General features: G+C 54.4%; 14 protein-coding genes. 4 read left to right on the top strand and 10 right to left on the bottom strand.

Features of this window, described 5'->3' with window-relative positions; translation table 11 throughout:
- Positions 1-6: 6 nt before the first annotated feature.
- From U5L07_18145 to hisD, 3 genes are all read right to left on the bottom strand, one after another.
- The gene (locus U5L07_18145; protein MDZ7833671.1) at positions 7-858 is read right to left on the bottom strand and encodes an Mrp/NBP35 family ATP-binding protein; all 852 of its coding nucleotides are present in this window, start codon (positions 856-858) and stop codon (positions 7-9) included.
- A gap of 68 nt (positions 859-926) precedes the next feature.
- Positions 927-1,376 (bottom strand): DUF134 domain-containing protein, encoded by a 450-nt coding sequence (locus tag U5L07_18140; GenBank protein ID MDZ7833670.1) that lies wholly within the window; start codon positions 1,374-1,376, stop codon positions 927-929.
- An 82-nt stretch (positions 1,377-1,458) separates the two neighbouring features.
- The gene (hisD, locus tag U5L07_18135) at positions 1,459-2,769 is read right to left on the bottom strand and encodes a histidinol dehydrogenase (GenBank protein ID MDZ7833669.1); all 1,311 of its coding nucleotides are present in this window, start codon (positions 2,767-2,769) and stop codon (positions 1,459-1,461) included.
- A 212-nt stretch (positions 2,770-2,981) separates the two neighbouring features.
- Between hisD and serC the strand changes: the two genes are divergently transcribed.
- Both serC and fdhF read left to right on the top strand, forming a co-directional pair.
- Positions 2,982-4,070, top strand: coding sequence for a 3-phosphoserine/phosphohydroxythreonine transaminase (gene serC, locus U5L07_18130; protein ID MDZ7833668.1), 1,089 nt, complete (start codon positions 2,982-2,984; stop codon positions 4,068-4,070).
- A 395-nt stretch (positions 4,071-4,465) separates the two neighbouring features.
- The gene (gene fdhF / locus U5L07_18125) at positions 4,466-7,231 is read left to right on the top strand and encodes a formate dehydrogenase subunit alpha (GenBank protein ID MDZ7833667.1); all 2,766 of its coding nucleotides are present in this window, start codon (positions 4,466-4,468) and stop codon (positions 7,229-7,231) included.
- Positions 7,232-7,599: 368 nt separating this feature from the next.
- Here fdhF and U5L07_18120 read toward each other — a convergent pair whose 3' ends face one another.
- The 5 genes from U5L07_18120 to U5L07_18100 all read right to left on the bottom strand — a co-directional run bounded on the left by U5L07_18120 (position 7,600) and on the right by U5L07_18100 (position 10,201).
- On the bottom strand, positions 7,600-8,085 hold the full coding sequence (locus U5L07_18120) for a cyclic nucleotide-binding domain-containing protein (protein ID MDZ7833666.1): 486 nt from the start codon (positions 8,083-8,085) through the stop codon (positions 7,600-7,602).
- Positions 8,082-8,837, bottom strand: a complete 756-nt coding sequence (locus U5L07_18115; GenBank protein MDZ7833665.1) for a cyclic nucleotide-binding domain-containing protein — start codon at positions 8,835-8,837, stop codon at positions 8,082-8,084. The genes U5L07_18120 and U5L07_18115 overlap by 4 nt, the downstream gene beginning before the upstream one ends.
- Positions 8,838-8,902: 65 nt before the next feature.
- Positions 8,903-9,271 (bottom strand): (2Fe-2S) ferredoxin domain-containing protein, encoded by a 369-nt coding sequence (locus U5L07_18110; GenBank protein MDZ7833664.1) that lies wholly within the window; start codon positions 9,269-9,271, stop codon positions 8,903-8,905.
- Between the two features lie 4 nt (positions 9,272-9,275).
- Positions 9,276-9,824, bottom strand: a complete 549-nt coding sequence (locus U5L07_18105) for an ATP-binding protein (protein ID MDZ7833663.1) — start codon at positions 9,822-9,824, stop codon at positions 9,276-9,278.
- An 89-nt stretch (positions 9,825-9,913) separates the two neighbouring features.
- A complete protein-coding gene (locus tag U5L07_18100) occupies positions 9,914-10,201 on the bottom strand; it encodes a DRTGG domain-containing protein (protein ID MDZ7833662.1) in 288 nt (95 codons plus the stop codon).
- 409 nt (positions 10,202-10,610) lie between these two features.
- Between U5L07_18100 and nuoE the strand changes: the two genes are divergently transcribed.
- On the top strand, positions 10,611-11,096 hold the full coding sequence (gene nuoE / locus U5L07_18095) for an NADH-quinone oxidoreductase subunit NuoE (protein MDZ7833661.1): 486 nt from the start codon (positions 10,611-10,613) through the stop codon (positions 11,094-11,096).
- Between the two features lie 68 nt (positions 11,097-11,164).
- On the top strand, positions 11,165-12,952 hold the full coding sequence (gene nuoF / locus U5L07_18090; GenBank protein ID MDZ7833660.1) for an NADH-quinone oxidoreductase subunit NuoF: 1,788 nt from the start codon (positions 11,165-11,167) through the stop codon (positions 12,950-12,952).
- A gap of 205 nt (positions 12,953-13,157) precedes the next feature.
- Here nuoF and U5L07_18085 read toward each other — a convergent pair whose 3' ends face one another.
- Together U5L07_18085 and U5L07_18080 are read right to left on the bottom strand one after the other, a co-directional pair.
- A complete protein-coding gene (locus U5L07_18085) occupies positions 13,158-13,706 on the bottom strand; it encodes a rubrerythrin family protein (GenBank protein MDZ7833659.1) in 549 nt (182 codons plus the stop codon).
- Positions 13,707-13,910: 204 nt separating this feature from the next.
- On the bottom strand, positions 13,911-14,306 hold the full coding sequence (locus U5L07_18080; GenBank protein ID MDZ7833658.1) for a class II SORL domain-containing protein: 396 nt from the start codon (positions 14,304-14,306) through the stop codon (positions 13,911-13,913).
- Positions 14,307-14,406 lie beyond the last annotated feature (100 nt).

The following is a 14,406-nucleotide window of genomic DNA, read 5'->3' as shown; positions in this document are numbered from 1 at the left end:
ACCTATCTACTCTCCCATCAGCTTAATCAGATGCCCGGCAATGCCGGCAAAGGCTTGGGCCGCTTCTGAATCCTTGTAGGCATCCTGGAAGGAGGAGCCGGAGTCGCCGGCTTTGACCAGGTTGGGATCAAACGGAATCCGGCCCAGGAAATTAATCCCGAACTCCTTGGCGGTCTTTTCCCCGCCGCCGGTGCCGAAGAGGTCCGCTGTTTTGCCGCAGTGCGGGCAGACATAGCCGCTCATGTTCTCCACCAGGCCGAAAAGCTCCCGCTGGATTTTTTTGCAGAAATTAATCGATTTGCGGATATCCCATAGGGCCACTTCCTGGGGCGTGGTCACGATGATGGGCCGGCAGTCCTCAATGGTCTGGGCCACGCTCAACGGCTCATCCCCGGTGCCGGGAGGAGAGTCCACGATCAGGAAATCGAGTTCCCCCCAGTCCACATCCGATATGAACTGACTGATGGCGGAATGCTTTAACGGCCCCCGCCAGATCACCGCATCATCCTTGTTCGGCATCAGCGATTCGATGGATATCGCCGTGAGATTTTCCGAATACTGCATGGGGGCAAGCTTTTGATTTTCACTGGCCCCGATCATTCCCTCCAGCCCCAGCATGCGGGGGACATCCGGACCATGCAGGTCCACATCCATGATGCCGACCTTATAGCCCTTATTGGCCAGTGCGATGGCGAGATTCACCGACACACTGGTTTTACCCACCCCGCCTTTGCCGCTCATGACCAGAAACTTGTGCTTGATTTTGCCAAGCGTATCTTTTACCGCCTGCTCCTGTATTTCCCGGGATTTCTGCTGATCCTGATTTTGACCGCAGGACCCGCCTGAACATTCAGCCATATGAGTTCTCCTTTAAAAATTCCTTACATAAAAATTGTTGTCCGGTTCGCATCCCAGCGCCGGTTTATTTATCTTTCGGCGCGATCGACCGGTTTGTTTTTCTCACACGCCGGCACCCGGTTGATATTCTTATCCGAACAGGCCGGACATTTAGCCGGCGGCCCGGTGCCAAGGGCTTCATTCCATTCATAGGCGCAGTCGTTGCACCGGAACAGGCGTTCGCTGTCACCGAGGCGGTAATTGCCGCCCTCAATATTGATGGCCTTGCCGTTGATTAATGCATCTGCCACGGTTTTTCGCGCCCGTTCGATGATGCGGCCGAATGTCGCCCGTGAAACCTGCATCCGCCGCCCGGCCTCCTCGTGGGAGTAGCCCTCGAGATCCGCCAGCCGCAGGGCTTCCCGCTCGTCAATGGTTAGATGGATTTCCTCCAGCTCAAGCATCGGAATGCCCCGGGGCTTGAAATAGCTCACACCGGGATTATACGCAACATATCGTTTTTTATGCGGCCGTCCCATAATCTCCCTTTTTTGAGCATATTCTCAAAAAATTTAATATAAAGTAAAACGCCTCATTCGGATTGTCAAGCCCTGAACCAAATCATTTATGGCCCTTTTTTATGCGCTCCCGGACTGATCCGGCATGGGCGCCCAGCCCCTCGATATCAGCCAGCCGGATCACATCATCGGCCTCCTCGGCCATGGCCGCCTCGGAATAATAGATCAGGCTGCTCTGCTTCATGAAGGTATCCACGGACAGGGCGGAGGAAAACCGGGCGGTGCCGCCGGTGGGCAGCACATGGTTCGGACCGGCCACATAGTCGCCCATTGGCTCCGGGGTATAATGGCCCATGAATACGGCGCCGGCATTGCGGATGCGGCTTAGGTGCTCAAACGGTGTGGTCACCAAAAGCTCCAGGTGCTCCGGCGCAATCTGGTTGGCCAGGGAAAGCGCGGTGGGCAGATCCGGCACCACAATAATACCGCCATAGGCATCAAGCGAGGCCCGGGCGATATCCTTTCTGGAAAGTGCCGCCAGCTGTTTTTCCACCTCGGCGGCGGCTTTGGTGGCAATCCCCCGGGAGTCGGTAATCAACAGCGCAGAGGACAGGGGGTCGTGTTCGGCCTGGGACAAAAGATCCGCGGCGATAAACTCAGGATCCGCCGAGTCATCGGCAATCACCAGGATCTCGCTCGGCCCGGCGATCATGTCAATGCCCACAATGCCGGCCACCAGCTTTTTGGCAATGGTCACATAGATATTGCCCGGTCCCACAACCACATCCACGCGCGGCAGGGTTTCCGTCCCATAGGCAAGCCCGGCAATGGCCCAGGCACTGCCTGCCTTGTAGACGGCATCCACCCCCACCCGCCGGGCGGCCACCAGCAGATGCGGATCAATGCTGCCGTCCTTTTTTGGGGGAGTCACCATGACCACGTCATCCACCCCGGCAATGCGCGCCGGAATCGCCCCCATAAGAACTGAAGATACAAGCGGGGTCATCCCGCCTTTGGCGCCCGGCACATAAACCCCCGCGGCACCGACTGGATTGACGAGCTGGCCGAGAAAGACCCCGGGCCGGGCCGCCTCAAACCAGGAATTTTTAAGCTGCTTTTGGTGGAAACTTTTTATCTGGCTTACCGCCCGGTCCAAGGCATTTAAAAAAGCCGCATCCACCTGAGCTTCCGCTGCCTGATATTCGGCTTCGGAGACCGCCAACTCGGCGGCGGTCAAATCCGGGGCATCAAATTTTGCCGTATATTCGATAAGCGCGGCATCGCCGCGGGCCCGAACCGCATCCAGCATGGCGGATACGGCATTGACATCTTCGGGATTAAAGGACAGGCCTCGCCGGGTGATATCATCAATCCGCTGCGCGGCCTCATCAGAGGGATAATCCAAAATAAACATATTTAAATCCTTTATTTCCGTGGTTTTCAAAACATGCCTGAGGGATAATTGAAAACTACGCCAAACACGTAAAAGTGTCAATCATTACAGCAGGATAGGCGGCCCCATAGTGAGCATATTCTCAAATAAAACTTGACATTTATAAACGATTTTGTAATGAATTACAATTTCATTTTGAATTCAAATATAAAATTTCAATAAGGAGAGTGCTGATGACTGAAAACAGAATTTATAACTTTAACCCGGGCCCGGCCACTCTGCCGCTGCCGGTATTGGAAGAGATTCAGAAGGAGCTTTTAAACTATAAGGGCAGCGGGATGTCGGTGATGGAAATCAGCCACCGCTCCAGCTGGTTTGAAGATATCATTGAAGATGCCGTGGCCCGCGCCAAGCGCCTGCTGGGACTGGATGATCGGTATCAGATCCTTTTCATTCAGGGCGGGGCCAGCCTGCAGTTTGCCATGATCCCCATGAACTTCCTGCCTGAAGGCAAATCCGCCGATTACGTCAACACCGGGACCTGGTCCACCAAGGCCATCAAAGAAGCGGAAATCCAGAAAAAACCCCACAATGTGGTGGCCTCCTCAGAAGACCGGGATTTTTGCTATATTCCCAAAAACATTCAGTTCAACAAGGATGCGGCTTTCGCCCACATCACCTCCAATAATACCATCAAGGGCACCCAGTTCCATGAATTTCCGGATACCGGCGGAGCCCCCATCGTATCCGACATGTCCTCGGACATTTTCTCCCGGGCCCTCGACATTGAGAAATTCGGCATGATCTATGCGGGCGCGCAGAAGAACATCGGCCCATCCGGTATCTGCATGGTGATCATCCGCGATGACATGTTTAAACTGATTCCCGAGGGCCTGCCCTCGATGCTCGACTACAACACGTTTCTCAAGAAAAAATCGCTTTACAACACGCCGCCGACTTTCTCCATCTATTCTGTGCAGCTGGTGCTCAAATGGATTGAGGAAACCGTGGGCGGCATGGCGGCCATGGAAAAGCAGAACCAGGAAAAGGCGAAAATCCTGTACGACTGCATTGATGAAAGCGATTTTTACCGTGGTACGGCGGATAAAGACTCCCGGTCTTTGATGAATGTCACCTTCCGGCTGCCCAGCGAGGATCTGGAGAAAAAATTTATCGAGGAGGCCACCAACAGCGGCCTGGGCGGGCTCAAGGGCCACCGGTCCGTGGGCGGCTGCCGGGCCTCCATCTATAATGCCATGCCGGTGGAAGGCCTGAAGGCGCTGACCGATTTCATGGCCAAGTTTGAGAAGGCGAACAGCTAAGGCGACGACTGAACCATTTTTCTCAAAACGGCCGCCGAAACGGGCGGCCGTTTTTTATCTGGGCAAAAAGTGTTCGGTGTTCAAGTTTCAGCATGAAGGATCGCATATCCTGACACCTGAACATTGAAGCCCGAAACCTGAAACCTGGCCCCGACGCTTAAAGCATTGCCCGACGCCGGATTAAAGATAAACGCCCCAGACACAGCCCCTATAATCGACTTTCCCGCCACATCCCCTGTGGCGTTTTGAAACACCCGGAGACGCACGGAAAAAAAGATAATTTTCTTGAAAGATCGTATGGAGTTATCGTAGTGTGGGTTTTTGATTTGAACCGGTTCATTAATTTTACGTGAAATTCCGAGGAATGTAGCGCAACAAAAATAATAGAGGCAGTCATGACAGATCAGACCATTACGCTTAACGACCAGACATTCTCATTTGAATCCGGAGAAACCATCCTTGAGGTGGCCCGCCGCAATGACATCGATATTCCGACCCTGTGCTACCTCAAAGGGGCAACGCCTACCGGCGCCTGCCGAATGTGCGTGGTAGAGATCAAAAATGCGAGAAATCTCATGCCCGCCTGCTCCACCCCGGCCGAACCCGGAATGGTGATCTGGACCGAATCCCCCAAGGTGGTGGAGTCCCGCAAAATGACACTCCGCTTTCTGCTGGCCTCGGGCAACCACAACTGCGCAGTGCGCGGCGGCGATACCGAAAACTGGACCGCTTTTCAGCTCAAAGTTCAGCAAGAAGACCAAAGCGGAGATCTTTGCCCGGTTTGGGGCGATTGCGAACTCCAAAGCCTGGCCTACCGCTACCAGGTCTCAGGTGAGCGCTTTCCGGCCACACCGACCCGATACCCCATGGAAACGGTCAATCCCTTTATCGTGCGGGATTTCTCCCGATGCATCCTGTGCGGCCGCTGCGTTCAGGCCTGCAATGAGGTGCAGGTAAACAACGCCATCAGCTTCGGCTATCGGGGCTCTGAGTCCAAAATCGTGGCCGCGGGCGACCGGCCGCTCAAGGATTCGGACTGCGTTTTCTGCGGCGAATGCGTTCAGGCCTGCCCGGTCGGGGCACTGGTGGAGAAAAACGCCCGCTATGACTGGCGGCCCTGGGAGGTTAAAAAGACCCGGACCACTTGCAGCTACTGCGGGGTGGGCTGCCAGATGGAGCTGCATGTGAAAGACAACCGGGTGATTAAAGTCACCGGCGCCGAAGGCACCCTGCCCAACAAGGGCAGCCTGTGCGTTAAAGGCCGGTTCGGATTCGATTTCATCAATTCCGGGGATCGGCTGACCACGCCGCTCATCAAGGAAAACGGCGAATTCCGCAAAGTCACCTGGAATGAAGCCCTGAATCTGACTGCCAGGCGCCTGGGAGAGATCCGGGATGAACACGGATCAGACAGCCTGGGTGTGCTCACCTCTGCCCGGGTATCCAACGAGGAGAACTATCTGGCCCAGAAATTTGCGCGCGCGGTGCTTAAAACCAATAATGTGGATCACTGCGCCCGGCTCTGACACAGCTCCACGGTGGCCGGTCTGGCCGCCGCATTCGGCAGTGGCGCAATGACCAATACCATTGCGGATATTGAAAAGGCGGAAGTTATCCTGGTGACGGGATCCAATACCACGGAAAACCATCCGGTGCTCTCGAGTTTTGTCAAACGGGCGGTCAAGTTCAGGGGGGCTAAACTGATTGTGGTGGACCCCCGGCATATCAAATTAACCGATCACGCCAATCTGTGGTTAAGGCCCAATCTGGGTACGGATGTGGCCTGGATCAACGGCCTGATACATGTGATTTTAAAAGAGAACCTCCAAGACCAGACCTTTATCGGCGAGCGCACCACCGGATTTGATGAACTATCGGCCATGGTGGAAAAATTCACGCCGGAATACGTGGAATCGATCACCGGCATCCCGGCCGGGCAGATCATCGAGGCCGCCCGCCTCTATGGCAGTGCCGGGGCCGGAAGCATCCTCTACTGCATGGGCATTACCCAGCACACCACGGGCACGGACAATGTCAAGTCACTGGCCAACCTGGCCATGCTCTGCGGCAATCTGGGCATTGAAGGCGGCGGGGTCAATCCGCTGCGGGGGCAGAACAATGTGCAGGGGGCCTGTGACATGGGGGGCCTTCCCAATGTCTATACCGGATACCAGAAAGTCACTGACGAGGCGGCCCGCACCAAAATGGAAAAAGAATGGGGCGTTACCGGACTTCCGGACAAACCGGGGCTTACGGTGACCCAAATGGTGCCCAAAGCCTATGAGGGCGATTTTAAGGCCATGTACATCATCGGCGAAAATCCGCTGGTCTCGGACCCTGATTTAAATCACGCGGAAAAGAGCTTCTCCCGCTTGGATTTTCTGGTGGTCCAGGACATTTTCATGACCGAGACCGCCCGGCAGGCGGATGTGGTGCTGCCGGCCGCCTGTTTTGCGGAAAAAGAGGGCACCTTCTCCAATACGGAGCGTCGGGTTCAACGGGTGAGAAAGGCCCTGGGCCCGCCGGGATCGGTCCGGGAAGACTGGCGGATTACCGCGGAAATCAGCCGGCGCATGGGATACCCCATGAACTACGAGACCGCCCGGGATATCTTTTCGGAAATCGGCCGGGTCACCCCCTCCTACGCGGGGATCACTTATGAACGCATCGAGCGCGAGGGGATTCACTGGCCGTGCCCGTCTGCCGATCATGCCGGCACCCCGATCCTGCACACCCAGCAGTTTACCCACGGCAAAGGGGTGTTCCATGCCATTGATTTCATCCCGCCGGCGGAGCAGGTGGATACGGAATATCCCCTGTATCTGACCACCGGCCGGGTGCTCTACCAGTACCACACCGGCACCATGACCCGCCGCACCGAGGGATTAAACGAGCGTGCGCCGGAGAGCTTTGTGGAGATATCAACTTCGGATGCGGAAAAGAACGGACTGGACGACGGTGAAAAAATCCGGATCGCCTCGCGGCGCGGCGAAATCACCGCCCGTGTGAAAATATCGGATTTGGCGGTGGACGGAACGGTTTTCATACCCTTTCATTTTGCCGAGGCCGCAGCCAACCGGCTTACCAACGCGGCCCTGGACCCGGTAGCCAACATTCCGGAATACAAGGTGTGCGCGGTAAAGATCGAGCAGGCGGCATGAAAAAAAGGTATAGGGTTTAGGGTGTAGGGTGTAGGGTTTGAGGTATAGGGTATAGGGTGTTAGGTGTTAGGTATTGGGTGTTGGGTGCTAGGTGTTCTTAGAAACCAACAACATGGAGTGCCCGGATATTGGGCTGGGGTCATTCCGAGGAACGCCAGTGACGAGGAATCTTCGGGCGCTTAAAAGATTCCTCGCTCGCGCTCGGAATGACAGCCTTATTATTTAAGCAAAAAATATACCTGGAGCTGGCAAAGTAAAATGAGTCAAGTTCAAGGCGCCGCGAATCTCGAGGAATGAGGCGTACTGATAGTACGTTGAATGACGAGAGATGATGCGCAACGCAGAAATTGGCCATTTTACTTTGTAATCTACCAGTTGCTCATGATTTCATGCCCCCTGTGCTTGGCGATCTCATCCTGCAGCTGCCCGAACTGCTGGCCCACTGCGCCCATGAGATAGAACATAACCTCCAGGCCGATCACCGGGTCTTTTTCAAAAAGTTCGGTCAAACCCTCCCGGTCGAACTTGATCAGTTTGCACTGCCGGGATGAGCAATAACCGGAGAGCTGATACTTATAGGGCGGCACAAAGCAGGTCCAGCCGAATGCATTGGCCTCGGCCATAAATGAAACCGCCGGCTCAACCTTTGGCTGCGCCCCCTTTGGGGCCTCGGAACGGAGCTCCACATCGCCCTCCACCACGATCCATACATGGGTGGCGTCACTGCCGTGGGCAAATATTTTCTCCCCCCGGGAAAACTCCGCCATCTCGGCGCGCTCCTGAACCATTTTCAGCTGATCATCATTTAAACAGCTAAAACAAGTCACCTTTTCCAGAAAATCCAGGCTAATCATTTACCCCCCTCTTCCAGCACGCAGTCTTTTTGAACTTTTCCGCTGATAATATGCTCGTTAAATACCCGGCGCATCTTTTCCGCATCCATTTTCTGGTAGACCACCGGGCCCTGATTATGGATCTGCACCGTCACATTCGGCTCGCTCCAGCATTTGCCAAGACAGCCGCCGGTTTCCACGGTCACATTCTGCCGTCCGGAGCGCGACATTTCTTCGGTCAGCGCCTTCATGACGTCACGGGCGCCGGCGGCAATACCGCAGGTGACCATGTGCACAGTCACTTTGGCAAGCGCCAGCGGCGACTCCCCGGATGAACCCTGAAGCTGCTGAAAACGGCTGCCAACGACCTTTAAAAGCTCGGCCAGCACCCGGTATCCGGTTTCCGGATATTGCCGCAGATAATCCTGAAAGCGGCTGCGCTCGATCATCATGACCCGGCACCGCTCAGATGCGCAATAAGCCGAAAGCCTGTATCTAAACGGCGGCACCATACTGGACCACCCAAAAATCGAGTTTTCCTGAACCGAAGAAAGGGTCTGGGCTTCTGATGTCTCCCGCGCGGGCAAATCAAACCGAAGATCCACCAGTCCCTCAATCACCACATAAAGATGCGTGGCATCATCGCCTTCCTTAAATATCCGGTCGCCGTGGCTGAATTCTTTTTCCCGGCAGAATCCGTCGATTACCGCCAGCTCCGTTTTCGTTAATGCCTGAAACGCTTCAACATGCGGCAGCCAATCAAGACAGGCCATTCATTCCTCCTTTGAGCAAAGTAAAAAAATTAGATTAAGAGTAAGATTAAGACGTTTAGTATCATTTACATTTTGGCTAAAGCAAAATCCGTTTGGACTTCCCCCTCAAGCACGTGCCGGCCGAAGACCTGCCGCATTTTATTGGCGGTCATATGCTGATAGACAATCGGCTCCTCGCCTTCCTTCTTAACCGTTACATTCGGCTCACAGCTGCACATGCCCATACAGCCCGAGGCCACCACCCGGATATCCTGACGGTCGGTCTGGGCCATTTCATCCATCAGCGCATTCATGACATCCCGGGCACCGGCGGCAATGCCGCAGGTGCCCATATGCACCGTGATTTTAATGCTGGCCGCCCCGCCCCTTAAGGAGGTTTCTTTGGCGGTTTTTTCCTTGATCTGCTTCAGATCGTCAATGCTCATTTTGGCCATTTGCTTATCCTCCCTGCCTCAACCGGTTTTCACCGGTGCGAAGCGTTTCCATGATATACTGAAACACCTCGGGATCGTTGATCTGCCGGCCGTCCAAAGCCGACTTGACTTCCCGGGTGTTCAATACGAATTCCCGGCCGTCCACCTCGTGCCGGTATTCAAAATCTATCCCCGGACTGCCCATGATCAGTGATATCATGGTTGCCGCCATGTCGCCCACCGGCGCCCGGTCAATATGATCATACACAAATTCCGCCGTAATCCGGGTGCCCTTGCCGGCATCGGAGTCAATCCACATATGCCCGTCACACTGGCGGGCTGCGGCATTTAGCAAAGAAAGCCCCATGCCCACCCGCCGGGTGGTACGGGAAGTATAAAACGGATCAATGGCGCGGTCAACCTGATCCATAGGGATACCCCGGCCATTATCCGCTATGACTAGCGTCAACCGGTTCTGCCGGCGGTCCTCGATCACCTCGATGGCAACCTGATCCGCCCCGGCGGAAATCCCGTTTTCCGCCACATCCAGAATGTGAAGCGACAACTCTTTCACTTATACCTCAATCTGCCGCCTGTCAATGCCCTGAAACGCATACCGGATTTCCTGAAACGAGGGCGAAAAGTTCGTCCAGACCTGGCAAATCAGCCCGTATGATTTACCACACCAGCGGCATAAAGACGGCCGGCCAATGAGAATGCATCCAGGGATGTCAGCAAGACAGGAATGCCCTCTGCATCCGCTTTGGCTTTGGTTTCCTCATCCGGCGAATTACCTCCGACCAAGATGATGGCGGCCATCTCCCGCAGAACGGCTACCGCCACAATATTCTGGTGGACCTGGATGGTCAGCCAGACGCATCCCTCCGGGGCATTGGCCATAATCTCGCTTAGCAGATCCCCGCAGTAGCCGCCCTTTACCCTCCGTTCCATACCGCTTTCGCCGGCGGCCAAAGTTAAATCGAACTGTTCAATTAAATCTGCTATATTCATTAAAAAAAATATAAAAGTTTACCTTTTTAAAATTTGGAACGCTCAATTTAAGTTCATAAAATCAATGCCAATCCAGTGCGGTCGCACAGAGAAGACCCTGGCTTCCGATCCGGCAGAAACCCATCCCGGGGAAGCCAAAGTTACCGAAAATTCTTTGTCTTTTTAAAATATATGGAAGCCGGGGGCATGTCAAACGAATGTTCCAACTTGCGGATACAGGGGCTCTCATGACCGGAAACCACTGATTTATCAGATAGTAGGGAAAGATTGACTTTTAATATGGATTGTGAAAAAGTTGAAAAGGTTTTATCCTGCTGCGAAAAGTTCATCATTTCAGGAGACTTGCGACATGGCGCGACTTGAACACCCCGATATAACGAGTGATATGACAACCCGGATTGATGAAGTCATCAATACCCACAGGGAAACGGCCGGTGCCGTCATCCCCGTTTTACGGGAGAGCCAGGACATTGTGGGCTACCTGCCGGTTGAGCTTATCGACTATATCAGCAGCGGCCTGAACCTGCCCAAAAGCGAAGTGCTGGGCGTTGCCACATTTTACTCCCTTTTTTCCCTCACGCCGAAAGGCCGCCACATCATCCGGGTCTGCATGGGAACAGCCTGCTATGTCAAGGGCGGCAAAGAGATCATGAACCGCATCAGACAAAACTACGGACTTGAAGAAGGCGACACTTCCGAGGACCGCCGATTTTCCCTGGAAGCCGTGCGATGTCTGGGCGCCTGCGGGCTGGCACCGGTGATGGTGATCGGCCAGGACACCCACGGCGGGGTCACCCCGGATCGGGTTATCAATATACTCGAAGAATATGAATAATTACCTATTTGGCCCATCTCCAGCATCTGGGCTGAAGAGACAATCCGAATTCATATCAGGAGATCACAATGGCTACTGCGCGACTCCACCTGATGCTTTGCGGCGGAACCGGATGCCAGGCCTCCGGCAGCCGTGAGTTTCATGCAGCACTTGAAGAAGAAATAAAAAAACAGGGACTTAAAGACGAGATCAAAGTTGTTGAAACCGGCTGCAACGGATTCTGCGCCCTGGGGCCGGTGATGCTGGTCCAACCCGAGGGCATCTTCTACCAGCAGCTAAAGCCCGAACATGCCCCGCTGCTTGTGGAAGAGCATTTCCTCAAGGGCCGGCCGGTGGAAAAACTCCTCTATGTGGAGCCGGCCTCCAAGGAAACCATCCCCATCATGACGGATATCCCCTTTTTCGCCCACCAGAAATTCTGGGTGATGAAGAACAAAGGGGCCATAGATCCCGAATCCATTGATGAATACATTGCCAGAGACGGCTATTTCGGCATGGCTAAGGCGCTCACTGAGATGCGCCCGGAAGAGATTATCCAGGAAGTCAGGGACTCGGGGCTTCGGGGCAGAGGCGGCGCCGGGTTTCCCGCCGGACTGAAATGGCAGTTTGCGAGCAAGGCGGAAAGCGACATCAAATACGTACTGTGTAACGCGGATGAAGGGGACCCGGGTGCCTTCATGGACCGGAGCATCCTGGAAGCGGATCCGCATGCGGTACTCGAGGGGATGATTATCGCGGCCAAAGCCATCAATGCCAGCCAGGGCTATATCTACTGCCGCACCGAATATCCGCTCGCCATCGAGCGCTTAAACCTGGCCATTAAAAAGGCCCGGGAATACGGCCTGCTGGGCGAAGATATTCTGGGCACCGGGTTTAATTTTGATATCGACATCTACCAGGGGGCGGGCGCGTTCGTATGCGGGGAGGAAACCGCTTTGATGCGCTCCATCGAGGGAAAGCGCGGCATGCCCCGGCCCCGGCCGCCCTTTCCGGCCAACAAAGGCCTCTTCGATCGCCCCTCAGTATTAAATAATGTGGAAACACTGGCCAATGTGGGCCAAATTATTCTAAACGGGGCGGAATGGTATGCCAGTGTGGGCACCGAATCCAGCAAAGGCACCAAGGTGTTCGCCCTGTCCGGGGATATTAATAATATCGGCCTGGTGGAAGTCCCCATGGGAATTACGCTGCGTAAAATGATCTACGATATCGGCGGCGGTATCCCCAAAAAACGAAAATTCAAGGCGGTGCAGCTGGGCGGGCCCTCCGGCGGCTGCGTCCCGGAACAGTATCTTGACACGGCGGTTGATTATGAGGAGATCGCCCGGGTGGGGGCCATTATGGGCTCCGGCGGGGTCATCATCATGGATGAAAAAACCTGCATGGTGGATATGGCCCGGTTTTTCATGGATTTTATCCAGGATGAATCCTGCGGCAAATGTGTCCCCTGCCGGGAGGGCACCCGGCGGCTGCTGGAGATTTTAAACAAAATCTGCGGGGGCAAAGGTGAACCCGGGGACATCGAAGACCTGGAAGAACTCTCGGCGGTCATCAAGGAATCCTCCCTGTGCGGTCTGGGCCAGACCGCCCCCAATCCGGTGCTCTCCACCCTGCGCTACTTCAAGGATGAATACATCGCCCATGTTTATGAAAAACGCTGCCCGGCCAAAAAATGCGCCGCCCTGCTGGAATTCCGGGTTGATCCGGACAAATGCAAAAAATGCGGCATGTGCTACAAGGTCTGCCCGGTGGGCGCCATCTCGTGGCAGAAAAAGGAGCCGGCCTATATTGACCAGTCCAAATGCATCCAGTGCCTCTCCTGCTATGAGGCCTGCCGGTTCGGGGCGATTGATTGATGGGGGCTTCGCAAATTTGATTTTAGCTTCGTAGGTTGGGTTGAGGGATGAAGCCCAACAACTCAAAGGAACGCTCAAAATCCGTGGCTCCTGTCTCATCCCCCCTTTTAGTGGAAAGGGGGGATTGGGGGGATTTAAATTTCTAAATGATGGAAATCCTCCTAAATCCCCCCTTTTACGAAAGGGGGACTTAATGGAATTTACCCTACTCGTAGGCCACGAAGTTCTCTTTTTTGGCCTTGCACACCGGGCAGTTGTCCGGGGCCTCACCCTCCAGGGTATACCCGCAGACGCTGCAGACCTGAATGGTGTCCAGTTCCACATCTTTTCCGCTGTCAACCGCCTCCTTGGCCTTTTGGTAAAGCGCCAGGTGCTGCTTTTCGGTCTGATAGGACCAGTCAAAACTCCGGTAAGCGCTCTTTTCCCCCTGAAAATCAGCCACCTCCATGTATGTCGGATACATTTCGGTCACCTCGAAATTCTCGCCGTCAATGGCCAGGCCCAGATTCTTAGCGGTATCACCCGGGCCGAAGGCGCCCATGCTGGTGGCGAGAAAACCGCCGTCAAGATGCTTTAATTCTCTGTAATGATCGCCCGCATGGATGAACTCCGCATGGGCGACGGCGTTGAAAAGCCGGGCCACATTGGGAAAACTCTCTTTTTCCGCCTGTATGGCGAAATGCTTATACCGCATATTGGCCATACTTTCCCCGCCAAATGCATTGATCATGTGCTGCTCAGTCATCTGTTTCATACGTATGTCTGCTCCTTTTTATCTTTTGATGGCTTCGCAAAAAGTCCAATATCTTTGTTGCGCTGCATCCCTCGGAATTTCACGTACGATTTAGTACGCTGCATTCCTCGGGATTTGCGCGCCGCGATCTTGAACATTTTGCTTTGCCATCTGAAAATTGACTTTTTACGAGACTATCATCTTTTCACATCAAGCCAAGCCGCCCTATCCGACGGCGATCTCCCTGGAACTTTCCCAGAGCCCGTGGATATTGCAGTAAGAGGCAGCGATAAGCGTTCCGGACTGGTTGACCTTGAGTCTTGCGGTTACCGCATGATCGGTATAGACCGGCCCCTGGTTGGCGCCGGCTGCCGCTTCACCGTGGGCGGTGAACTCGAAATTTCCGACCTCGTAGGCAAACTTGTCATTTGCCGGCTTGAAATAGAGCCGCATCCACCGGATGTGATGCTCGGTGGTATTGGGATGCGAGATCTCCTTTCCGATGGAGAGCTTGACCTCAAACATCTCATCCGCGGTTACGCCTTCCGGACACTCGATCACCGGCACGTGTTTTTCGTTTTTCCAATCGCCGGATTGAAATAGATCCCCGATACTTGCCATGATGCTCCTCCTTTATGGGTTTGGTTGTAATTGCCGGGTTAATTGATAACCATTTAAAATCTATAAAAATTTTACATGATTACATATATGCTGTCGCCGA

Source organism: Desulfobacterales bacterium (assembly GCA_034520365.1).
Taxonomy (GTDB): Bacteria; Desulfobacterota; Desulfobacteria; order Desulfobacterales; family Desulfosalsimonadaceae; genus M55B175.
Note: the sequence above shows the minus strand (reverse complement) of the source record. Positions and strands in the feature narration are given on the sequence as shown.